Origin of the sequence: Microvirga sp. ACRRW (assembly GCF_022346925.1) — a bacterium.
Lineage (GTDB): Bacteria > Pseudomonadota > Alphaproteobacteria > Rhizobiales > Beijerinckiaceae > Microvirga.
In genome coordinates, this window is record NZ_JAKRNJ010000004.1 from 295,332 (window position 1) to 315,578 (window position 20,247).

Consider the following 20,247-nt stretch of genomic DNA (forward strand, 5'->3'; position numbering starts at 1 on the left):
TCCCTACCGGAAGGCCGCGCTTGACCGGCAAGGACGTTGTCTTGACAGTTTGAGCCAGCGGGATCGCAATGAAAAGGTCATTCCTCCGGCGCGTTTCACGCCCAAAACCTTGAGGCGGGGCAATTCACCTTTCCGCGCGCAAGCGGAACCGCAGCCTGCACGATGCAGTTAGCCACTCTGTCATCCTCCCGCGAGACGCCAGCAGAGCCCCCGTCAGAAGAAACCCCGCCAGAAGAGACAACATCCATTGCCCCTTTCCAACGCGCAGGACTACCCGATCTGGATCAATGCCGGGATCTTTCTCGCTGCGGCCGTGATGGTCTGGATCGCGGGCACGCGCCTGACGCACGCGCTGGATGCCATCACCGTCAAGACGGGCTGGGGTCAGGCCTTCGTCGGCATGCTGCTTCTCGGCGGCATCACATCGCTGCCCGAGATCGCCAACACGATTACATCCTCCGTCACCGGCAACCCCGCATTGGCCGTCAACAACCTGCTCGGCAGCGCCGCCATCAACGTCCTTCTGCTTGCCGTCGCCGATGCCTTCATCGGCCGTGACGCCGTGACCTCCGCCGTTGCACGACCTTCCACGCTGATGATGGCGACCCTCTGCATTCTGGTGCTCATCACGGTCGCCGTGGCGATCACCGTGACGGATGTCTCCGTCATGGGTATCGGCATTTGGTCCATCGTGATCTGCGCCCTCAGCATCGGCTTCTTCGCGCTCTCCGTCGGCTACAACGAGCGCGCGCCCTGGACCGTGAAGGATGTCGAGGATGAACTCGAGGAAGAAGGTGAGGAAGCTTCCGACAAAAGGTCCATGCGCTCGCTCGTGATCACGAGCGCGGTCACCGGTGCCATCATCTTCGTTGCAGGTTTCGCCCTGGCCCAAACGGGCGACGCTCTCGCTGAGCAGACGGGCATCGGCACGGGCATGGTGGGCTTTGCCCTCATCGGGCTCTCGACTTCCATGCCGGAGCTGAGTTCGATCATCGCGGCGCTTCGGCTTAAGCGCTACGAGATGGCGTTCGGCCAAGTGCTGGGCACCAATTTCGTCAACCTGTCGCTGATCCTGTTGGGCGACGCCGTGTTCACCGGCGGCCCGCTGATCAACGAGCTCTCCCGCTTCGAAACCGTCTCCGCGCTTCTCGGCGCGATACTGACCGGTGTCTTCCTGATCGGCCTTTTGGAGCGACGTAACCCGACCGTGATGAAGATGGGCTGGGACTCGCTTGCCGTCATGGTGCTCTTCGCAGGCGGCCTTGTCGTGCTCTACGCGGTGGAATGAGAGAAAGCCGATCACATCGTTTAATAAACGTCTGAAGATGCGATCTCCTACTCGCCATGAAAAAGCCCGGCACGATGGCCGGGCTTTTTCAATTCAATATGAAGTGCGTGCACTTCAGGCCACGAACTGGCCGTGGCAATGCTTGAACTTCTTGCCCGATCCGCAGGGGCAGGGCTCGTTGCGGCTGACCCGGCCCCAGGTGGAGGCGTCGTTCGGATCGCGCTGGGCACCCGTGTCCGGATTGACGGAAGCGGCGGCAAAGCCCTGAGCAGACCCTTGTGCCAGGTCGAACTCGTTCTCGCCGGTGGCGGGATCGAGATGCTGCGGGAACATGGGCGGCAGCGATGCGGCTTCAGGCTGCTGGAACACGACCTGGATGCGCATGAGCTGTCCCGTCACCTGCTCGCGCAAGTGGCCGACAAGCGTGTTGAACAGCTCGAAGGCTTCCGACTTGTATTCGTTCAGCGGATCGCGCTGCGCGAGACCGCGCCAGCCGATGACCTGACGCAGGTGATCGAGGGTGACGAGGTGCTCGCGCCAGAGATGATCGAGGCTCTGGAGCAGAACCTGCTTCTCGACATAGTTCATCACTTCCGACGAGTTCGCCTCCACGCGCTGCGCGTAAGCCTCGTCTGCGGCCTTGGTGATGCGCTCACGAATCTCGTCGTCGGCGATGCCTTCTTCCTTCGCCCATTCCTCGACCGGCAGATCAAGGTTGAGGAAGTTGAGGACATTCTGCTTCAGGCCCGCCACATCCCACTGCTCCGCATAAGCATTCTCGGGGATGGCGCGGGCGACGACGTCTTCGATCACGCCGTGGCGCATGTCGTCGATGGTCTCGCGCACGCTCTCTTCCGCCATGAACTCCTTGCGCTGCTCGAACACGACCTTGCGCTGGTCGTTCATGACGTTGTCGTACTTCAGGATGTTCTTGCGGATGTCGAAGTTGCGCGCCTCGACCTTCGCCTGCGCACGCTCGATGGCCTTGTTGATCCACGGATGGATGATGGCCTCGCCTTCCTTCAACCCGAGCTTCTGCAGCATTCCGTCCATGCGGTCGGAGCCGAAGATGCGCATCAGGTCGTCCTGAAGCGACAGATAGAACTTGGAACGGCCCGGATCGCCCTGACGGCCCGAGCGGCCGCGCAACTGGTTGTCGATGCGCCGGGACTCGTGACGCTCGGTGCCGAGCACGTAGAGACCACCGGCCGAAAGCGCGCGCTCCTTGAACGCGGCGACCTCATCGAGAATTTGCTTCTCTTTGGCAGCGCGCTCTTCGCCCTCGACGCCCACAAGCTCGCGCTCGATACGCATCTTGGCGTTACCGCCGAGCTGAATGTCGGTGCCGCGGCCCGCCATGTTGGTGGCAATGGTGATCGCGCCCGGCACGCCGGCCTGAGCGACGATGAACGCTTCCTGCTCGTGGAAGCGGGCGTTCAGCACCGCGAAGTGCTTCGTGCCGCGACCGGCGCGCGCGTCCTTGTAGAGCGGCTCCAGAGCCTGCGGATCTTCGAAGTCGATGAGCTTGTAGCCTTCCTTGACGAGAAGGTCGGCGAGTTGCTCCGACTTCTCGATCGAGGTGGTGCCGACAAGGATCGGCTGGCCCTTGGCGGAAGCCGCCTCGATGTCGCGGATGACCGCCTTGTAGCGCTCTTCGACCGTGCGATAGACCTCATCGTCATCGTCGATACGCGACACGGGACGGTTCGTCGGAATCTCGACCACCTCGAGATTGTAGATCTCGAGGAATTCGTCGGCTTCGGTCGCCGCCGTACCGGTCATGCCGCCGAGCTTGTCGTACAAGCGGAAGTAGTTCTGGAAGGTGATAGAGGCGAGCGTCTGGTTCTCGGGCTGAACCTGCACGCGCTCCTTGGCTTCCAACGCCTGATGCAGGCCTTCCGAGTAACGGCGGCCCTGCATCATGCGGCCGGTGAACTCGTCGATGATCACCACTTCGCCGTTGCGGACGATGTAGTCCTTGTCGCGCTGGAACAGGGTGTGCGCGCGCAGCGCCTGGTTCATGTGGTGAACGAGAGTGGCGTTCTGCGCATCGTAGAGATCGCCTTCCGTGAGCAGGCCTACCTCGCGCAAGAGCTGCTCGATCTTCTCGGTGCCGTCCTCGGTGAGCGCTACGGAGCGCTGCTTCTCGTCGAGCTCGTAATCGCTCTTGTCGAGGCGCGGGAGCACCTTGTCGATGGCGTTGTAAAGCTCGGAACGGTCGTCGAGCGGGCCGGAGATGATGAGCGGCGTGCGCGCCTCGTCCACGAGGATCGAGTCCACCTCGTCCACGATAGCGAAGTTGTGGCCGCGCTGGACCATCTGCGCCATCTCGTACTTCATGTTGTCGCGCAGGTAGTCGAAGCCGTATTCGTTGTTGGTGCCGTAGGTGATGTCGGCGGCATAGGCCTGGGCGCGCTCGGCATCGTCGAGGCCATGCACGATCACGCCGACGCTCATGCCGAGGAAGCGGTAGATCTGGCCCATCCACTCGGAGTCGCGCTTGGCGAGGTAGTCGTTCACCGTGACCACATGGACGCCCTTGCCGGACAGCGCGTTCAGGTAAACCGGCAGCGTCGCGACCAGGGTCTTGCCTTCACCGGTGCGCATTTCGGCAATCGAGCCCTCGTGAAGCACCATGCCGCCGATGAGCTGCACGTCGAAATGGCGCTGACCGAGGGTGCGCTTGGCGGCTTCGCGGACGGTGGCGAAAGCGGGGACCAGGATGTCGTCCAGGGTCTTGCCGGAAGCGAGCTGGGCCTTGAACTCTTCCGTACGGGCACGCAGCTGCTCGTCGGACAGGGCCTCCAACTCGGCCTCCATCGCGTTGATGGCCGCGACCTTGGGCCGGTAGGACTTCAGTCGGCGTTCATTGACCGAGCCAAAGATTTTCTTCGCGAGAGAACCGAACATCGAGAGCCTTCGAAAATTCCAGAATTCAGGAGATAAGGGGCGTTGAGGCCGCCTTATAGACCTAATCATGCGGGAGCGCATCTTAAAGGCTGTGCCTGAATGGCGCAGCCTTAATGTCCTCCAGCCGGCCTTAAATAAGGCCACGCCGTGCGGGATGCTGTGGCATAAATATGCCATCGCTTGCAAACGTAAACACGTTAGGCCATCTCATCGGTGCTGTCCGTGGGCTCTTTCAGCCCACCAGAGGATCATCCATGTCGTCTCTTTCGGTTCGTAAAAGCCTTCTTGCCCTTGGAACCGCCCTGCCCCTGATGGCAGGCGCCGCCCTTGCGCAGACCCCTCCCGCCTCGGCCCCCGCCACCTCTCCGGCGGCCGTGCCCGCCGTCGACCCCGCCAAGGTGGTCGCCCGGGTGAACGGCGTCGAGATCACGGAAGGGGACCTGGCTGTCGCGGCCGAGGACCCGGCCCTGCAGATGCCGAACGTGCCCGACGAGCAGAAGCGCGAGATGCTGACCGGCTACCTGATCGACCTGAAGCTCGGCGCCAAGGCTGCGGAAGCCGCCAAGGTCGGCAGCGGCGCGGACTTCGCCCGCAAGCTCGCCTATAACCGGGACAAGACCCTGCTGGACGCCTATCTCGACCAGACGGCCAAGAAAGCCGTGACGCCCGAGGCGGCCCGCAAGCTTTACGACGAGACCGTTAAGAGCATCCCCGCCGAGCAGGAAGTGCGCGCCCGCCACATCCTCGTGGAGAACGAGGAAGACGCCAAGAAGGCCGCCACCCGCGTGAAGGGCGGCGAAGACTTCGCCAAGGTGGCCGGCGAGCTTTCCAAGGACCCCGGCTCCAAGACCGACGGCGGCGACCTCGGCTTCTTCACCAAGGACCGCATGGTCGAGCCCTTTGCCGAAGCCGCCTTCAAGCTCGAACCCGGCCAGATCTCCGATCCGGTGAAGAGCCAGTTCGGCTGGCACGTGATCAAGGTCGAGGAAAAGCGCACCAAGCCTGCGCCGAGCTTCGAGGAGACCAAGGATCAGGTCGAAGCCTATCTCGGCCGCAAGGCCCAGCAGGACCTCATCACGAGCCTGCGCAAGGACGCGAAGATCGAGAAGCTCGACGATAAGGGCAACCTCGTCGAACAGAAACAGCCGTAAGATTCGCCGCGGTCAAAACTCGCAAGGGCGGCCGTGGGGCCGCCCTTATGCTATGTATAAGTTGAGCGCCCTTACGTAATAATTCGCGCTTTGGTTGTCCATTGAATGCATAATTCATGTGACAATAATATGTAACTAGCCACTGTATTTCTGACTGTCCCTCGAATTCATTTTGCAAAGCTGCAAATACTCAAATTAGGATGTGTTTATAGCGAGGCCTCCTCTCCATTCTGAGAGGATACGTATGGTTATGCGCTTTTCTACCTAGGAATGCCGTCTCATCGGACGATCCGAGATCGGCTCTGTTCTAAATTCCTAGGAGCACTTCATGACCATTTTTCAAACTCCTCCCCGCGCGCCGGGTGACTCTGGCGTCACCGTCACGGACCCCTATTACCTTTTGGCGGGCGATCAGTTGATCGTCGGTGCAGCCACGTCAGTGACGACCGAAGGCGCCACGGTACCGACTCCGGCGGTATCCATGACATCCGATGCTACCATCTGGGTCGCGCGATATTCCAACATCCGAGGCATTAAAGACACTTTGTTCGCCACGGGCGGCAACATCACCGTCAACCTGGATGAGCAAGCCTACATTTACGGCGCACAGACTGGGGTCAATTTTGCCGGAACGGGCAACACGTTCAATCTCGCCGCTCACAGCCGCATTACCTCGGGTGGAACAGGTACCGCAATCCTGAGCGGCGGCGACTCCACGTTCAACCTGGCCTCGAATGCGTTCATCGGATTCCCGAGCACCAACCGCAGCCTTCTGCACATCGCCGTCAAGATGACCGGCGGCGGCAATACGTTCAATATCGAGACCGCGGCTGCGGTGAATGGCGGCACGCATGCCATCGTCATCGAAGGCGCAAACAACGTCTTCAACAACAAGGGCCAGATCCGCTCTGAGACAAACACCGCCATTGTGCTCAACAGCACGGATGGTGGCACGAACGTCTTCACGAACGAAGGCAGCATTCTGAGAGAAGTCGATCAGGCAACGAAGGGCGGCCTGCCCCCCACACAGGACAACCTCAAGGTGATCGATAGCAAGGGCAATGCCATCGACATCATCCATAACGGCGTCACGTCCGGTGCGACCGCCACGATCAAGGGCGACGTCTACCTGCATGACGGCGATGACGTGTTCTACAACTACGCAACCGGACTTGTCATCGGCGTCAACGCGAACCGCGGCGTCGTCGACATGGGCGCTGGCGAGGACCTTGTCGAGAATGCAGGCAGAATCGACCAGCTGGTCCGCCTTGGCACGGGTAACGATCACTATGACAGCTCCACCAGCAGTCATGACGATTTCGTCGAAGGTGGCGCTGGAACGGACATCCTGATCGGCGGCTCCGGAGCCAATACCTTCGATGGCGGCGCAGATTCGGATTCGCTGTATGGCGGCGCCGGAAACGACACCCTCAACGGTGGCACCGGCAACGATTTCCTGCAGGGGGGCACTGGCGCAGATGCGTTCGTGTTCGATAACTTCTCCGGTATCGACACCATCGACGACTTCACGGTTGGCGAGGACATCATCCTGCTGGAGTATGACGTCTTCACCGGCCTGGCCTATTACGGCTCGCTTCATGCGGACAGCTTCCATATCGGAACGCAAGCCGTCGATCATAATGACCGCATTATCTACGATGCCGAAAGCGGCAAGCTGTTCTACGATGCTGACGGAAGCGGCTCCGCTGCGGCGGTGCAGTTCGCGCAGCTTTCCAAGCACCTGTCGCTGACGGCTGCGAGCTTCTCCATCATCTAAAATATCTCCGCTGAACAGACACGAGCTCCCGCAGCCTTCGCTGCGGGGGCTTTTCGTATACTGCCCTCGATCTAGTTGTTCGTCCGGCCGATCCGGTTCGGATCGATGCCACCCTCGCGGTTGGTTTGGTTCTCCACGTCGCCTTGGAAGGTCGAGCCTCCGTCGAGATCGTGTGGGTCCTCGCCGGTCATTTGGTGGAGCCTTTGGAGCGTCCGATCCCCGGATCGACATTGAGGTCGCTGCGCGGCCGTGCTTCGGGCTTCGTCTTGGGGTGCTTGCCGCTCATGAATGTCTCCGTTGTCTCCGGACCGGGTCGACGAGGGCACAAAGCGGGCGTTCCTTGCGTTTGCGCCCGCATTCCCCTCAGCTTTGACTTGACAAGAAGCTTTAAAAAACCACAGGTCGCCTTTCCTAAACGGTATTCCGCCGCCCACCTTCGAGACTTAGCAGTATGTCCAAGACCGTCTCTCCGCTCGCGCCCAAGACATTCCCGACCCTGCCCGCCGTTGAGGGCGTGCGTCTCGCGACCGCGGAGGCCGGCATCCGATACAAGAACCGGACGGACGTGCTCTATGTGACGCTGCCCAAGGAGACGACGGTGGCGGGCGTGTTCACGCGCTCGAAATGCCCGTCGGCGCCCGTCGATTGGTGCCGCAAGAATCTGGCGAAGGGCACGGCCCGCGCGCTGGTGGTGAATTCCGGCAATGCCAATGCCTTCACCGGCAAGAAGGGCGCGGAAGCGGTGAAGCTCACCGCCGAGATCGCCGCTGAGGCCGCAGGCTGCCGCGCTTCGCAGGTGTTCATCGCCTCCACCGGCGTGATCGGCGAGCCCCTCGACGCCACGAAGTTTCAAGGTGTGCTGGAAGCCTGCGAGAAGAAGGCGAAGCCCTCCGCCTGGCTCGATGCCGCCAAGGCTATCATGACAACGGATACTTTCCCGAAGGTGGCGACCCGCACCGCCACCATCGGCGGTGTCGAGGTCACCATCAACGGCATGGCCAAGGGAGCCGGCATGATCGCGCCCGACATGGCGACCATGCTCTCCTTCATCTTCACCGATGCGCCGATTGCGGCGCCTGTGCTTCAGGCGCTGTTGAAGAAGGGTGCCGACAAGAGCTTCAACTGCGTGACGGTCGACAGCGACACGTCCACCTCCGACACTTTGCTGTTCTTCGCCACCGGGGCCGCCGCTGGACGTGGCGCGCCCGCGATCTCGCTGCCGAGCGACCGCCGCCTGAAGGAGTTCCGTGCAGCCCTCGAAAGCCTGCTCTGCGATCTCGCGCAGCAGGTTGCCCGCGACGGCGAAGGCGCGCGCAAGTTCGTGACCGTGAAGGTGACGGGTGCCACGGGCGCGATCTCGGCCAAGCGCATCGCCATGGCGATTGCCAATTCTCCGCTCGTGAAGACGGCAGTGGCCGGCGAGGACGCCAATTGGGGCCGCGTCGTCATGGCCGTCGGCAAGGCGGGCGAGCCCGCCGAGCGCGACAAGCTCGCCATCTGGTTCGGCGACATTCGCGTGGCTGTGAAGGGCGCACGCGATCCGGAATACAGCGAGGCGAAGACCTCCGCCTACATGAAGGGCGACGAGATCACGATCCGCGTCGACCTCGGCCTGGGACGCGGCGAGGCCACCGCATGGACCTGCGACCTCACCAAGGCCTACGTGGAGATCAACGGCGATTACCGCAGCTGATCCGGCGATAGATTGAAGATGAAACATGACTGAGGCCAGCAAGCTGCCGGTCCGTTTCTATTCCCTGGATGCTCTGCGCGGGTTTGCGGCCTTAAGCGTCGTCGTCTGGCACTGGCAGCATTTTTTCTTTCACGGCAGCGAGCTTCCGGCCACGTTTCAGCGGTCGGAGCAGCCGTTTTATCCTTTGCTCCGTCCACTCTACGAGGCAGGCTGGTACGGAGTGGATCTCTTCTTCGTTCTGAGCGGCTTTGTCTTTTTCTGGCTTTACCGGCAACGAATCGAAGAGCGGCAGGTTAGCCGGGCCGATTTCTGGTCTCTTCGCTTTTCGCGATTATACCCTCTGCATCTTGCGACCTTTATCGCGGTGGCAATCCTGCAAGCGCTATTCTGGCGCCAGAACGGAACGTTCTTCGTCTATCAACACAATGACCTCTTTCATGCCGTGCTGAACCTGCTCTTCATCTCCAACTGGGGATTCGAGCGAGGATATTCCTTCAACGCGCCGATCTGGTCCGTGTCGGTCGAGGTCTTCCTCTATATCGTTTTCTTCATCGGCGCGCGGTTTCTATCTCTGACGCCCGCTCGCACCCTTCTGATTGCCGCCATCGGCTGTGGAGTGAGCTTCCTCGTTCCTGCGCTGGGAAGAGGCTTGACGGGCTTTTTCATGGGCGGCGCCGCGTTTTGGCTGCTCGCATGGATCCTGCGCCAATCGGCAGAGAGATTTGCATTGCGATGCGCGTTAGGCGCAACGATCCTATTGTGGGGTCTCGCGCTGTCAGGCATGCTCCTCAAGCCCGGAACCGATATGGTCGTCGCGAATGGATTGCTGTTTCCGGCAACAATTCTCACGATAGCCCTGGTGGAAATTCAAAAGCCTTCCTTCGGAAAGCGGTTCGCCTTTCTAGGGGATGCAAGTTACGCAATTTACCTCCTGCACTTTCCCCTTGAAATGCTAAGCATGACGCTGGCCATTTCTCTCGGGATAGGCTCTCAGTTGTTCCTGTCGCCCTGGGTATTCTGCACCTTTCTTATCATCCTGATTGCGCTGTCCCTCACCATCCACAAATGGTTTGAGCGCCCAGCTATGCTTTATCTTCGCATGCGCTTGCTTCAGCCGGCGAAAAGCACCGCTGGAAAGTTCGCGGGTTGAAGCGTTAGGCAACGGCGGGCTTCTCGAACCGGACAAGCACGCCGTTGCCTCACGGACAGCAGCTGATCGCCGACTTTTACGGAACGACGGTCACTTTCCGCTTGATGGCAATGTGCATCGGGCCGCCGCGATTGTCCGTTCCGATGAACGCATAGGTGAATTCATCGGGTCCTTGGTAGCCTGGCTTGGCGACGTAAATGGCGCGCAGGTTCTGGACGCCGGCTCTGCCGGACTTCGGCATCTGCGTGATCTTGACCTCGGAAATCGCCCCCTCGATTCCATCGACGCCGAAGGCGCATCCGGTTCCGGCCTTGACGGTGAGCGCACCTTCAATCGCCGCCGAATAGCCGGGGATCGAAAGGGGTGGGCCGGAGCATTCGGCCTGGGCCTGACCTGTCATGCCGGCAAAGGCGATGAAGCCAACGATGGCTGTGAACTTCGGATTGAACGTCATGGGATGCTGCCCTTTTGAAGAAACTCCTATAACTCTATAACATAATATTATTTTGCATAGCTGTTCCGCCAATTGTCATAGGCGATGAAATCTGATGAGTGTTGCGCGCCATGACCACGAACACCCCCCCTCTCAAGCTCACCCTCGTCGTTGCCGTCGCCCTGGTCGACGCGGATAACCGCATCCTTCTGGCGCAGCGCCCGGAAGGGAAGCAGCTGGCGGGATTGTGGGAATTTCCTGGCGGCAAGGTAGAGCCCGGCGAGCGGCCGGAAGAGACGCTGATCCGCGAGTTGAGGGAAGAGCTCGGCATTACGGTGAAGGAGCCGTGCCTCGCCCCGCTCACCTTCGCAAGCTACGGCTACGAGAGCTTTCACCTTCTCATGCCGCTCTACATCTGCCGCCGCTGGGAAGGCTTCGTGCAATCCATGGAAGGCCAGGCCCTGAAATGGGTGAAGCCGCAGGATCTGCGCAGCTATCCCATGCCTCCGGCGGACGAGCCGCTGATCCCCTTCCTTCTCGATCTTCTCGGCTCTTAAAAAATGTCAGCCCAGCCTGCCGGGGCACATTCCGCCCCGACGCCAGCCTTCATCCTGTCCAATCTTCTGATCTGCTCCCTGTTGTGGGGAAGCGCCTTTTTCTTCGTAAAGCTGAGCGGCAACCTGAACCCTTTCGTGCTCGCCGCCATGCGCGGCGTGATCGGTGCCACGTCGCTTGCGCTCTGGTTTGCGCTTCAAGGCAAAAGCATTCTGCCGCGGCGCCATGAGTTGCCTGTCTGGGCCTTCCTGGGCACCTTCAACGGCTGGCTGCCGAACGTGCTCGTGGCCTTTGCGCTGACGCAGCTCGGGCTTGCAACGGCTCCGGCTGCGATGATCCAGGCCTCCTCCCCTCTCATCGTCGCCGTCATCTCGCATCTGATGTTCGCGGACGAGAAGCTGACGCCGCAACGCTTCCTCGGCGTTCTCGTCGGCTTTGCGGGGATGGGCATTCTGATCGGCCCTGCGGCTTTGCCCGACAGCGGCGTCAATCCCATCGGCATCGCCGTCATGGTGCTGGTGGCCTGCAGTTACGCGGCGGCGAATGTCTATGTGCGCACGGTCAGGAATGTCGATCCGGCCCGCATGGCGCTCGGCCAGCAGATCGGTTCGGGCTCGGCCGCAACCGTGCTCGCGCTCGTCGTGGCGGGGCCAGCGGCCTTCGCGTCCGTTCCTGCGAGCCTCGCGCCGCTGCTCGCGCTCGGCGCCTTGTCGACAGCCTTGCCGATCCTGCTCTTCATGCACCTGATCCGCCGCACGGGTCCGACGCGCGCTTCGATGGTGGGCTATCTCGGTCCTGTCTGGACCATCCTGCTCGCGGTCCTGTTCCTGAACGAGAGCGTCGGCCTGCGCGAACTCCTCGGCGGCGCCGTTGTGTTGTCCGGCGTTGCGCTCGTGTCCTTCACCGGCAGGCTCAGGCGAGGCGGTTGAGCGCCTCGCGCGTCTCTGAAGGAATATCGACGGGACGCTGCGTTACCCGGTCCACATAGACATGGACGAAATGTCCCTGCGCGGCGGCAAGATCCTCGCCTTCCTTGAAGATACCGACCCCATAGCGCACCGATGAGCGGCCGAGATGCGTCACCGAGATGCCTGCTTCGAGCCGCTCGGGAAAGGCGACGCTCTCGAAATAGGTGCAGCCGGTTTCCACCACGAGGCCGATCACGGTCGCATTCGCGAATTCGAGCAATCCTTCCTCGATGAGCCAGCCATTCACGGCCGTGTCGAAATAGGAATAGTAATGCACATTGTTCACGTGCCCGTAGGCATCGTTGTCCATCCAGCGTGTGGCGATGGGGCGAAAGAGCCTGAAGGCGGAGCGGGATATTCGCGCGGGGCGTTCGGACATCGAATACCTCACCACGCCGCTTCGTAGATGGCGCGCGCGTCGTTCAACGTGAGCGAACGCGGGTTGTTCACGAGCAGGCGCGTCTGCTTCATTGCATCCTCCGCCAGCATCGGCAGCGCATCCTGCGGGATGCCGACATCGCGCAGCCGCGGCTGGAGGCCGACCTTCATGCACAAGGATGCGAGCGCCTCGACGAATGCGTCGGCGCTGGCGCGTCCTTCAAGTTCTTGGAACGCATAGGGTGCGAGTTCCGCATAAGCCTGTTCGCAGGCGCTCGCATTGAAGCGCAGCACATACGGCAGCACGAGCGCGTTGGACAGGCCGTGCGGCACGCCGAAATGACCGCCGATGGGATAGGCCAGCGCATGCACCGCCGCTACGGGAGAATTGGCGAAAGCCTGACCCGCCAGCATGGACCCGATCAGCATCGCGGCCCTGGCCTCGCCGTCCTGCCCATGATGCACGGCGCGTTCGATGTTGCGCCCGAGCAAATGCAGTGCCTCTTTCGCGAGCGCCTTCGACACCGGATTGTTGTTGGCGCTCGTCGAGGTATAGGCCTCGATGGCATGCACCATTGCGTCGATGCCCGTGGCCGCTGTGACATGTGGCGGAAGATTCAACGTCAGGTCGGGATCGAGCAGCGCGATATCGGGAATGATGAGCGGCGACACCACGCCCTTCTTCTCATGCGCACCGGTGGTGACGATGGAAATCGGCGTCACCTCCGATCCCGTTCCCGCCGTTGTCGGAACCGCGAGCAACGGCAGTCTCGGCCCCTTCGCAACGCCAACGCCGTAGATGTCAGGAAGGCTCTCGCCGCTTCGCGCCAACAATGCCACGAGCTTCGCCACATCGATGGACGAGCCGCCGCCGAAGCCGATCACGGCTCGCGCATCGAAGGCCTTGGCTTTCGCGGCCGCCGCCAGTACGACGGCTTCCGGCGGATCGGCCACCACGCCATCGAACACATCGACCGCGACGCCCGCCTCTTCCAGGGCATGAAGAGCTTTCTCGAGCAGGCCCGCCTTCACCAGCCCGGCATCGGTCACGAGCGCGATGCGAGGCCCGAGCTGTCGCGCCGCGATCTCACCGATGCGCGCGATGGCGCCGGAGCCGAAGACAAGGGACGGAGCGGTGTTGAACGTGAAGGGCTGCATGGGGCGATCCGTTTTGCCGAAGAGTGGCGCTAAGGCGCGGCCTCAGCAAGCCCCACTAAAAGCCCATTCGCTTCACGCCTTTTCTCAATCGCGGAATTCCTCGATGTCGTCGACCTTCTCCGGATAGAAGGCGATGTGTTCCTTGATGGCGGCAACCGAGGGCGCGGGCTCCTCGTAGCTCCAGGCGGCGTTCTCGCGCACGAGGCCACCGCCGCTCACCGTGAAATACGAGGCATCGCCCTTATAGGGGCAATGGCTTTTATGATCGGTGGAATCGAGCAGGTCCATGCGCACGTCCTGCCGGGGAATGTACTGCACCGGCGGAAGCGTCGCCTCCTGAAGGGTCAGCGCCTGCGTGGTCTCGGCGATGATGAAGCCGCCAAGCATGACCCGGATGCGGTGCGGGTTTTGCGTGATCGTGATCGGATGATCCGGGCCGGGTTGTTTCATGACGCAGGGCTCTCCAGCACTCCATCTCTGGAGAATGGAATTAGAGCGCCACGGGTTGCAGCCCAGGAGCAATGCTACGAAAGATCATTCCTTCTTCGGCTGGGGAGCGGGCTCGCCTTCCTTCACGCCGAGCGCATCGGCGAGCCGCATCTTGGCGGAGCCCGGCGCCAAGGGCTTCTGCTGGCTCTCATGCGGCGTCCAGCCGGAGAGCCACACGATCTCGAAGGTGGCGGGGATGCGGCCATCCGGATCGGCAAAGCGCTCAGCATAAATCTCGGCGGCGCGGATCAGCGTCGCGCGCTTGAGCGGCGTGCGGCGGCGGTCGTTGAGAGCATTGGTCAGGCCCATGGCGCGCAGGTCGCGCATGAGAGCGAAAGCATTGCCATAGCGCACGCGGACGATGTCCGAATCGGTCACCGGCAGGGCAAAGCCCGCGCGCTGAAGCAGGCCGCCGATATCGCGCAAATCCGCAAAGGGTGCCACGCGGGGGCTGACCCCGCCTTCCAGCTCGGCCTCGGCCTGGGTGATGGCCTGGCGCAGCTCGTTCAAGGTCGCGCCGCCCAGCAGCGCCCCAATGAACAGGCCGTCGGGCTTCAGGGCACGACGGATCTGAATGAGCGCGCCGGGCAGGTCGTTGACGCCGTGGAGCGCCAGAAGCGACACGGCGAGGTCGAACATCTCGCCGGAAAAGGGAAGCCGCTCCTCGTCGCCGAGCACGCTGCCCTGTTCGGGCGTGGGCGAGAGACGCACGACCTTTTCCGTCAACCCGCTGCGCAGCAAAAGATCCGCAGCGGCAGGCGTCGGTGTTCCCACATCGAGGGCGAGCGGAAAGGAGCGCAGCACCGGCGCGAGCCGCTCCTGCAGATCCTCCACGGTGCGAGCCAGCAGAAAATCGGCATAGCCGCTTTTAAGCGCGCGGGCGAGGCGCTGGCGGACGAGGGCGCGGTCGAAGACGAGAGGTGTGCTCATAAGGCGCTGGATATGGCCCCTCCGGCCACAACAACCAAGGAGTTTTTCATGGCCCTCGCAGGAGATGCACAGGCAGGTCCGATCGGCTAAGCTTGGCCCATGACCCTGGAGCCCCACCTCAACCCATCGCCCTTCAAGCCCGCGCTCTCCTTCAGTGCGCGTCTGGTGAAAGCTGCGCTGGGCCTCGTCTATCCGCCCAGCTGCATCGCCTGCCAGGGCGCGACCGGCGAGCCGCACGGGCTGTGTGCCCATTGCTGGGCTGGCATCCGATTCATCGAGCGGCCCTTTTGCGAGCGGCTCGGCACGCCGTTCCAGGTCGATCTGGGACAACCCCTGCTCTCGCCCGCCGCCATCGCCGATCCGCCGGTTTTCGGGCGCGCGCGGGCGGTGGCGGAATATGACGGCACCGCGAGCCTGCTCGTGCACCGGATGAAATACAACGACCGGCTGGAGCTGGCCCGCGCTTTGGGAACCATGATGACCCGGGCGGGGGCTGAGCTGTTGGCGGATGCGGATGTGATCGTGCCGGTGCCGCTACACCGGTGGAGGCTCTGGCGGCGGCGCTTCAACCAGGCCATGGCCTTGGCAGGCATTGTGTCCCGGGAAAGCAGTGTGCCTTGCGATCCCTCGCTCCTCCACCGCGTCAAGCACACCCGTCGTCAGGTGGGGCTCACCAAGACACAGCGGCAGGAGAACCTGCAAGGCGCCTTCCGCGTGCCCCCGGAGGCCAAGGCAAAGCTGAAAGGCAAGCGCGTGCTTCTCATCGACGACGTTCTCACTACCGGCTCGACAGCCAATGCCGCGGCAAGAGCACTTTTGCGGGGCGGGGCGGCCTCCGTGGACATTCTGGCCTTCGCGAGAGTTGTGACAGAGGCCTGATCGTTCCTATATCTAAGAACACGTTACGGAGACACATATGCCGTCCATCACGATCTACACTAAGGGCTGGTGCCCCTATTGCTCCGCCGCCAAGGAGCTGCTCGACAAGAAGGGCGCCGCCTTCACCGAGATCGACATCGAGAAGAAGCCCGAGGCGCGGGCCGAGATGATCCAGAAGGCCAACGGGCGCACCACCGTGCCGCAGATCTTCATCGACGGAAAGCATGTGGGCGGCTGCGACGACCTTTATGCTCTTGACGACAGGGGCGGACTTGAGCCTCTTCTGCAGGCCTGACGGAGAACCCTGCCCATGACCCCGACCCGCTTCACCGCCGCCTGCATCCAGATGCGCTCCGGGCGCGATGTTCTGAAGAACCGCGACGATGCGGTGGCCCTCGTGCGTGAGGCGGCCGACAAGGGCGCGCAGTTCGCGCAGACGCCGGAGATGACCTCTCTCATCTGCCGCGAGCGGGCGGAGATGTTCGAGAAGGTCGGGCCGCAGGCGAGCGATCCTGTGCTCGCCGCGTTGCGCGAAGTGGCGCGCCAGAAGAACATCATGATCCAGATCGGCTCCATTGCCGTGAAGGAGGGCGACAAGGTCGCGAACCGCGCGTTCCTCATCGACACGGACGGCGAGATCGTCACCTCCTACGACAAGATCCATCTTTACGATGTGGACCTGCCGAACGGCGAGAGCTGGCGCGAATCGGCCACCTATACGGGCGGCAACACGGCGGTGCTGGCGGAAACCCCCTGGGGCTATCTCGGCATGACCATCTGCTACGATGTGCGTTTCGCCGCGCTCTACAAGGCGCTGGCCGAGAACGGCGCGTCGTTCCTCTCGGCTCCCGCCGCCTTCACGAAGCAGACGGGCGAAGCGCATTGGAACATCCTGCACCGCGCACGCGCCATCGAGACCGGCTCGTTCATGATCTCCGCCGCTCAAGGCGGACTGCATGAGGATGGCCGCGAGACCTTTGGCCATTCGATCATCGTCGATCCGTGGGGCCGCGTGCTGGCGGAAGCAGGTACGGAACCCGGCGTGATCCTCGCCGAGATCGATCCGTCTCTTGTCACAGAGGTGCGCGGGCGCATTCCGACGCTCAAGAATGCACGGAGCTTCAAGATCGAGACCGTATCGGCTTCCGATCATCGTCAGACGGCTTCCGCCTGACGATGAAGTTTGCGTTTGTTGAAACCTTCATTCAAGGACATGATCAAATACGCCCTGGCCTGTGAGCAGGCCCACGAATTCGAGAGCTGGTTTCCCTCAAGCGAGGCGTTCGAAGAGCAGCGCAAGCGCGGCTTCGTGACGTGCCCGTTCTGCAACTCGACTGAAGTCGACAAGCAGATCATGGCGCCCTCCGTCGCGCGCACCGACAAGCTGCCTGCCGCGCAGCCGGAAGCACAGCCCATGGCCGTTCTCACCGACAAGGAACAGGAGATCCGCGCGGCTTTGCGAGCCCTGCGCGAGCAGGTTCTGAAAAACTCCGAGGATGTAGGCAAAAACTTCGTCGAGGAAGCGCGCAAGATGCATTTCGGCGAAACGGAAGAACGCTCGATCCATGGCGAAGCCGATTTCGAGGAAGCCCGCGCCCTATTGGAAGAAGGAATCGACGTGCTGCCTATCCCTGTCGTTCCGGACGACCGGAACTGAGCTGAGCCGCTTGCAGCCTGTCAGGGTGCGCCCGAGAGAGGTAACTCATCCTATCCTGTAGAAGCGCAGCTATTTTCCTATAACCTCGCAAAGATCGAGCCTCTATCGTTACGGGTGGGAACGTCGCCGAGACATCGATTGTTGGAAGCCACGCCCTCGCTCCATTCACGTCATAACGACAGGACTTCTCTTGGCGATCTTCTTCACGAGCGACACTCATTTCGGCGATGCGCGCGTGCTGCGGATCGACAAGCGCCCGTTCAAGACGGTTGCCGAGCATGACGAAGCGCTTATCGCCCATTGGAACGAGGTGGTCTCAGCGGATGACGAGGTGTGGCACCTGGGTGACTTCGCCCTCCATGTTCGCCCCGAGCGCGTCGATGAGCTGCTCTCATTGCTCAACGGCCGCAAGCATCTTGTCGCTGGCAACAACGACGGCCCGGCGACTCTCGAAGCGAAGGGTTGGGAAAGCGTGCAGGCGTACGCGGAACTCGCTCTCGAGGGCCGCGGAATCGTCATGTGCCATTACGCGTTCCGCACCTGGAAGAACATGGGCCGCGGCTGGATCGACCTGCACGGCCATTCCCATGCCAAGCTGAAGCCGCAGACCCGGCAATACGATGTGGGCGTCGACGTCTGGGATTATCGCCCCGTGACGCTGGAAACGATCCTGGCCTCCCGGTTCCGGCGCCGCACGGCCACTCCCTCCTGAAATCCGGCGCGGGCAACTGCCTTCATCCTTGAAAGCCCGGCCGCCGGATCGATCCGCCCGGCAGGGCCCCTCCCGGATTTGTTATCGTGAACGTGGCTTTGAGGGCTTCCTTTCCGAACCTTTCCGCTTATGACCGGTTGTGAGCGACAGGAGTGGGAATGGATCATTCGAAGAGCGACCTGAGGCCGACGCGGCGCATCTCGCTGATGCGCAAATTCTTCGACAGCGAAGCCTCGGGCGGCATGATCCTCATGGGCGTGACGGTGATCGCGCTCGTGCTCGCCAATTCTCCCGTGGCCCCTGCCTATTTCGGCATCCTGAAAACCTATGTTTTCGGCTTGAGCATCCTGCACTGGATCAACGATGCCTTGATGGCCGTGTTCTTCCTGCTGGTGGGGCTCGAGATCAAGCGCGAGATGCTGGACGGGCAGCTCTCCACCTGGCCGCGCCGTATCCTGCCCGGCATCGCGGCCTTAGGCGGCATGGCCGTTCCAGCCCTGGTCTATCTCGCCATCACCTGGAACCAGCCGCAGCTTCGCAACGGCTGGGCGATCCCGGCGGCCACCGACATCGCCTTCGCGCTCGGCGTGCTCGCGGTTCTCGGTTCGCGCGTGCCGACCTCGCTCAAGATCTTTCTCACGGCGCTCGCGATCCTGGACGATCTCGGCGCTATCGTCATCATCGCCCTTTTCTATACGAGCGATCTTTCGCTCGCCATGCTGGGCGCGGCCGCCCTGTGCCTGCTCGCGCTGGTGGCGTTCAACCGTCTCGGCGTCACGAGGCTCGTGCCTTATCTCATCGTCGGCGCGGTGCTGTGGTTCTTCGTGCTGAAGTCGGGCATTCACGCAACGCTCGCGGGTGTCACCCTGGCGCTCACCATTCCGCTCCACCCGGACCCGAAGAAGACCCGCGCGGAGGATTCTCCGCTACATCGGTTGGAGCATGCGCTGCACCGCCCGGTCGCCTTCGGCATCATCCCGATCTTTGGACTTGCCAATGCAGGCGTGTCGCTCTCGGGCCTGTCGTTCGATGCGTTGCTCAGCCCCCTGCCGCTCGGCATCGCGATGGGCCTTTTCATCGGCAAGCAGGTGGGTGTCTTCAGCTTCTCGTGGCTCGCCTTCAAACTCGATTGGGCCGATGTCCCGGCTGGCGCGACGCGGCTGCAATGCTACGGCGTGGCCCTGCTCTGCGGCATCGGCTTCACCATGAGCCTGTTCATCGGCGCGCTCGCCTTCCCGACCCAGCCCGAGCTGAACGACGCCACCAAGATCGGCGTGCTCATGGGCTCTGTTCTTTCAGCCCTAACAGGCTACGCGCTGCTCAGCTTCGCCCCGCGTGAAAAGCTTCAGACGCGCGACGCGAGCAGCATATAGTTGACCGAGAGGTCTTGGCTAAGGGACCAGCTGTCGCGCAGTGGGTTGTAGCCGACGCCAGTCTGGTCGTTCACGGAGAAGCCTGCCTTCCGGAGCGCGTCGGTGAGCTCGTCGGGGGTGACGAACTTGTCCCATTCGTGCGTGCCCTTCGGCAGCCAGCCGAGGATGTATTCGGCCCCGACGATGGCCGAGGCGAACGAGCGCAGGGTCCGGTTGATCGTCGCCATGACGAGGACCCCACCCGGCTTCACGGCCTTGGCGCAGGCATCCACGAAAGCCTGCACATCCGCCACGTGCTCCACCACCTCCATGGCGAGCACGATGTCGAAGGTCTCTCCTCGCGCCACGACAGCCTCGACGGTTTCATTGCGGAAATCGACGGGCACCCCTGCGCGCTCCGCATGGAGCTTGGCCACGGAGATGTTGGTGGGGGCCGGATCGAGGCCCGTCACCGTGGCGCCGAGCCGCCCCAGAGGCTCCGAGAGCACGCCGCCGCCGCAGCCCACATCGAGGATCGTCAGCCCCTCCAGCGAACGGGCGGAGCGCGGATCGCGCCCGAACCGGCGGCAGGCCTCGTCCCGGATATAGGCGAGCCGGACGGGATTGAACTTGTGCAGGACCTTCATGGGCCCGTTCGGATCCCACCAGGTCTCGGCGATCTGCTCGAAACGGGCGACCTCGGCCGGGTCGATGGTGGGGGATGCGCCCTCGGTCATGAAATCTCGATTCCCTTAAGGAAAGAAATG

At 62.3% G+C, this 20,247-nt stretch carries 20 protein-coding genes; 13 read left to right on the forward strand and 7 right to left on the reverse strand.

Annotated elements, in window-relative coordinates; all coding sequences use genetic code 11:
- Positions 1-247: 247 nt before the first annotated feature.
- Positions 248-1,288: a sodium:calcium antiporter gene (locus MHY87_RS11550; RefSeq protein WP_239351885.1), complete on the forward strand. Its 1,041-nt coding sequence runs from the start codon at positions 248-250 to the stop codon at positions 1,286-1,288.
- A 114-nt stretch (positions 1,289-1,402) separates the two neighbouring features.
- On the opposite strand, the gene secA is transcribed toward MHY87_RS11550, so the two are convergent.
- On the reverse strand, positions 1,403-4,198 hold the full coding sequence (gene secA / locus MHY87_RS11555) for a preprotein translocase subunit SecA (protein WP_239351887.1): 2,796 nt from the start codon (positions 4,196-4,198) through the stop codon (positions 1,403-1,405).
- A gap of 254 nt (positions 4,199-4,452) precedes the next feature.
- Between secA and MHY87_RS11560 the strand changes: the two genes are divergently transcribed.
- The 4 genes from MHY87_RS11560 (at position 4,453) to MHY87_RS11580 (ending at position 9,969) form a co-directional block, all read left to right on the forward strand.
- Positions 4,453-5,349: a peptidylprolyl isomerase gene (locus tag MHY87_RS11560; protein ID WP_239351889.1), complete on the forward strand. Its 897-nt coding sequence runs from the start codon at positions 4,453-4,455 to the stop codon at positions 5,347-5,349.
- Positions 5,350-5,677: 328 nt separating this feature from the next.
- Positions 5,678-7,126: a calcium-binding protein gene (locus MHY87_RS11565; RefSeq protein ID WP_239351891.1), complete on the forward strand. Its 1,449-nt coding sequence runs from the start codon at positions 5,678-5,680 to the stop codon at positions 7,124-7,126.
- A 451-nt stretch (positions 7,127-7,577) separates the two neighbouring features.
- Positions 7,578-8,819: a bifunctional glutamate N-acetyltransferase/amino-acid acetyltransferase ArgJ gene (gene argJ, locus MHY87_RS11575; RefSeq protein ID WP_239351893.1), complete on the forward strand. Its 1,242-nt coding sequence runs from the start codon at positions 7,578-7,580 to the stop codon at positions 8,817-8,819.
- Positions 8,820-8,844: 25 nt separating this feature from the next.
- Positions 8,845-9,969 (forward strand): acyltransferase, encoded by a 1,125-nt coding sequence (locus tag MHY87_RS11580; protein ID WP_239351895.1) that lies wholly within the window; start codon positions 8,845-8,847, stop codon positions 9,967-9,969.
- Between the two features lie 76 nt (positions 9,970-10,045).
- Here MHY87_RS11580 and MHY87_RS11585 read toward each other — a convergent pair whose 3' ends face one another.
- Positions 10,046-10,423 carry a hypothetical protein gene (locus tag MHY87_RS11585; RefSeq protein ID WP_239351897.1) on the reverse strand — a complete coding sequence of 126 codons (378 nt, stop codon included), beginning with the start codon at positions 10,421-10,423 and terminating at the stop codon, positions 10,046-10,048.
- A 110-nt stretch (positions 10,424-10,533) separates the two neighbouring features.
- Here MHY87_RS11585 and mutT point away from each other — a divergent pair, with 110 nt between their 5' ends.
- Positions 10,534-10,959, forward strand: a complete 426-nt coding sequence (mutT, locus tag MHY87_RS11590) for an 8-oxo-dGTP diphosphatase MutT (protein WP_239351899.1) — start codon at positions 10,534-10,536, stop codon at positions 10,957-10,959.
- 3 nt (positions 10,960-10,962) lie between these two features.
- Positions 10,963-11,886 (forward strand): DMT family transporter, encoded by a 924-nt coding sequence (locus MHY87_RS11595; RefSeq protein ID WP_239351901.1) that lies wholly within the window; start codon positions 10,963-10,965, stop codon positions 11,884-11,886.
- Here MHY87_RS11595 and MHY87_RS11600 read toward each other — a convergent pair.
- From MHY87_RS11600 to MHY87_RS11615, 4 genes are all read right to left on the reverse strand, one after another.
- Positions 11,870-12,304, reverse strand: a complete 435-nt coding sequence (locus MHY87_RS11600) for a thioesterase family protein (protein ID WP_239351902.1) — start codon at positions 12,302-12,304, stop codon at positions 11,870-11,872. The genes MHY87_RS11595 and MHY87_RS11600 overlap by 17 nt on opposite strands.
- Positions 12,305-12,312: 8 nt before the next feature.
- Positions 12,313-13,461 carry an iron-containing alcohol dehydrogenase gene (locus tag MHY87_RS11605; protein ID WP_239351904.1) on the reverse strand — a complete coding sequence of 383 codons (1,149 nt, stop codon included), beginning with the start codon at positions 13,459-13,461 and terminating at the stop codon, positions 12,313-12,315.
- A gap of 84 nt (positions 13,462-13,545) precedes the next feature.
- Positions 13,546-13,911, reverse strand: a complete 366-nt coding sequence (locus MHY87_RS11610) for a DUF427 domain-containing protein (RefSeq protein ID WP_239351906.1) — start codon at positions 13,909-13,911, stop codon at positions 13,546-13,548.
- Between the two features lie 84 nt (positions 13,912-13,995).
- Positions 13,996-14,880: a methyltransferase domain-containing protein gene (locus tag MHY87_RS11615; protein WP_239351908.1), complete on the reverse strand. Its 885-nt coding sequence runs from the start codon at positions 14,878-14,880 to the stop codon at positions 13,996-13,998.
- 99 nt (positions 14,881-14,979) lie between these two features.
- Between MHY87_RS11615 and MHY87_RS11620 the strand changes: the two genes are divergently transcribed.
- The 6 genes from MHY87_RS11620 (at position 14,980) to nhaA (ending at position 19,501) form a co-directional block, all read left to right on the forward strand.
- On the forward strand, positions 14,980-15,759 hold the full coding sequence (locus tag MHY87_RS11620; RefSeq protein WP_239351910.1) for a ComF family protein: 780 nt from the start codon (positions 14,980-14,982) through the stop codon (positions 15,757-15,759).
- A gap of 37 nt (positions 15,760-15,796) precedes the next feature.
- The gene (gene grxC, locus MHY87_RS11625; RefSeq protein WP_239351912.1) at positions 15,797-16,054 is read left to right on the forward strand and encodes a glutaredoxin 3; all 258 of its coding nucleotides are present in this window, start codon (positions 15,797-15,799) and stop codon (positions 16,052-16,054) included.
- Between the two features lie 15 nt (positions 16,055-16,069).
- Positions 16,070-16,933, forward strand: coding sequence for a carbon-nitrogen hydrolase family protein (locus MHY87_RS11630; protein ID WP_239351914.1), 864 nt, complete (start codon positions 16,070-16,072; stop codon positions 16,931-16,933).
- A 39-nt stretch (positions 16,934-16,972) separates the two neighbouring features.
- Positions 16,973-17,416, forward strand: coding sequence for a DUF1178 family protein (locus MHY87_RS11635; protein ID WP_239352266.1), 444 nt, complete (start codon positions 16,973-16,975; stop codon positions 17,414-17,416).
- Positions 17,417-17,606: 190 nt separating this feature from the next.
- Positions 17,607-18,128 (forward strand): metallophosphoesterase family protein, encoded by a 522-nt coding sequence (locus MHY87_RS11640; protein ID WP_239351916.1) that lies wholly within the window; start codon positions 17,607-17,609, stop codon positions 18,126-18,128.
- Positions 18,129-18,286: 158 nt separating this feature from the next.
- Positions 18,287-19,501 carry a Na+/H+ antiporter NhaA gene (gene nhaA, locus MHY87_RS11645; RefSeq protein WP_239351918.1) on the forward strand — a complete coding sequence of 405 codons (1,215 nt, stop codon included), beginning with the start codon at positions 18,287-18,289 and terminating at the stop codon, positions 19,499-19,501.
- On the opposite strand, the gene ubiG is transcribed toward nhaA, so the two are convergent.
- Positions 19,474-20,217, reverse strand: coding sequence for a bifunctional 2-polyprenyl-6-hydroxyphenol methylase/3-demethylubiquinol 3-O-methyltransferase UbiG (gene ubiG / locus MHY87_RS11650; RefSeq protein WP_239351920.1), 744 nt, complete (start codon positions 20,215-20,217; stop codon positions 19,474-19,476). The two genes, nhaA and ubiG, sit on opposite strands and share 28 nt — an antisense overlap.
- Positions 20,218-20,247 lie beyond the last annotated feature (30 nt).

Bases quoted from the DNA above. Each gene is read 5' to 3' on its own strand.
- ubiG (WP_239351920.1), bottom strand. From the start codon at position 20,217: ATGACCGAGGGCGCATCCCCCACCATCGACCCGGCCGAGGTCGCCCGT.
- MHY87_RS11580 (WP_239351895.1), top strand. From the start codon at position 8,845: ATGACTGAGGCCAGCAAGCTGCCGGTCCGTTTCTATTCCCTGGATGCT.
- MHY87_RS11605 (WP_239351904.1), bottom strand. From the start codon at position 13,461: ATGCAGCCCTTCACGTTCAACACCGCTCCGTCCCTTGTCTTCGGCTCC.
- MHY87_RS11610 (WP_239351906.1), bottom strand. From the start codon at position 13,911: ATGAAACAACCCGGCCCGGATCATCCGATCACGATCACGCAAAACCCG.
- MHY87_RS11585 (WP_239351897.1), bottom strand. From the start codon at position 10,423: ATGACGTTCAATCCGAAGTTCACAGCCATCGTTGGCTTCATCGCCTTT.
- MHY87_RS11630 (WP_239351914.1), top strand. From the start codon at position 16,070: ATGACCCCGACCCGCTTCACCGCCGCCTGCATCCAGATGCGCTCCGGG.
- mutT (WP_239351899.1), top strand. From the start codon at position 10,534: ATGACCACGAACACCCCCCCTCTCAAGCTCACCCTCGTCGTTGCCGTC.
- grxC (WP_239351912.1), top strand. From the start codon at position 15,797: ATGCCGTCCATCACGATCTACACTAAGGGCTGGTGCCCCTATTGCTCC.
- MHY87_RS11595 (WP_239351901.1), top strand. From the start codon at position 10,963: ATGTCAGCCCAGCCTGCCGGGGCACATTCCGCCCCGACGCCAGCCTTC.
- MHY87_RS11615 (WP_239351908.1), bottom strand. From the start codon at position 14,880: ATGAGCACACCTCTCGTCTTCGACCGCGCCCTCGTCCGCCAGCGCCTC.
- secA (WP_239351887.1), bottom strand. From the start codon at position 4,198: ATGTTCGGTTCTCTCGCGAAGAAAATCTTTGGCTCGGTCAATGAACGC.
- MHY87_RS11635 (WP_239352266.1), top strand. From the start codon at position 16,973: ATGATCAAATACGCCCTGGCCTGTGAGCAGGCCCACGAATTCGAGAGC.
- nhaA (WP_239351918.1), top strand. From the start codon at position 18,287: ATGGATCATTCGAAGAGCGACCTGAGGCCGACGCGGCGCATCTCGCTG.
- MHY87_RS11620 (WP_239351910.1), top strand. From the start codon at position 14,980: ATGACCCTGGAGCCCCACCTCAACCCATCGCCCTTCAAGCCCGCGCTC.
- MHY87_RS11565 (WP_239351891.1), top strand. From the start codon at position 5,678: ATGACCATTTTTCAAACTCCTCCCCGCGCGCCGGGTGACTCTGGCGTC.
- MHY87_RS11600 (WP_239351902.1), bottom strand. From the start codon at position 12,304: ATGTCCGAACGCCCCGCGCGAATATCCCGCTCCGCCTTCAGGCTCTTT.
- argJ (WP_239351893.1), top strand. From the start codon at position 7,578: ATGTCCAAGACCGTCTCTCCGCTCGCGCCCAAGACATTCCCGACCCTG.
- MHY87_RS11560 (WP_239351889.1), top strand. From the start codon at position 4,453: ATGTCGTCTCTTTCGGTTCGTAAAAGCCTTCTTGCCCTTGGAACCGCC.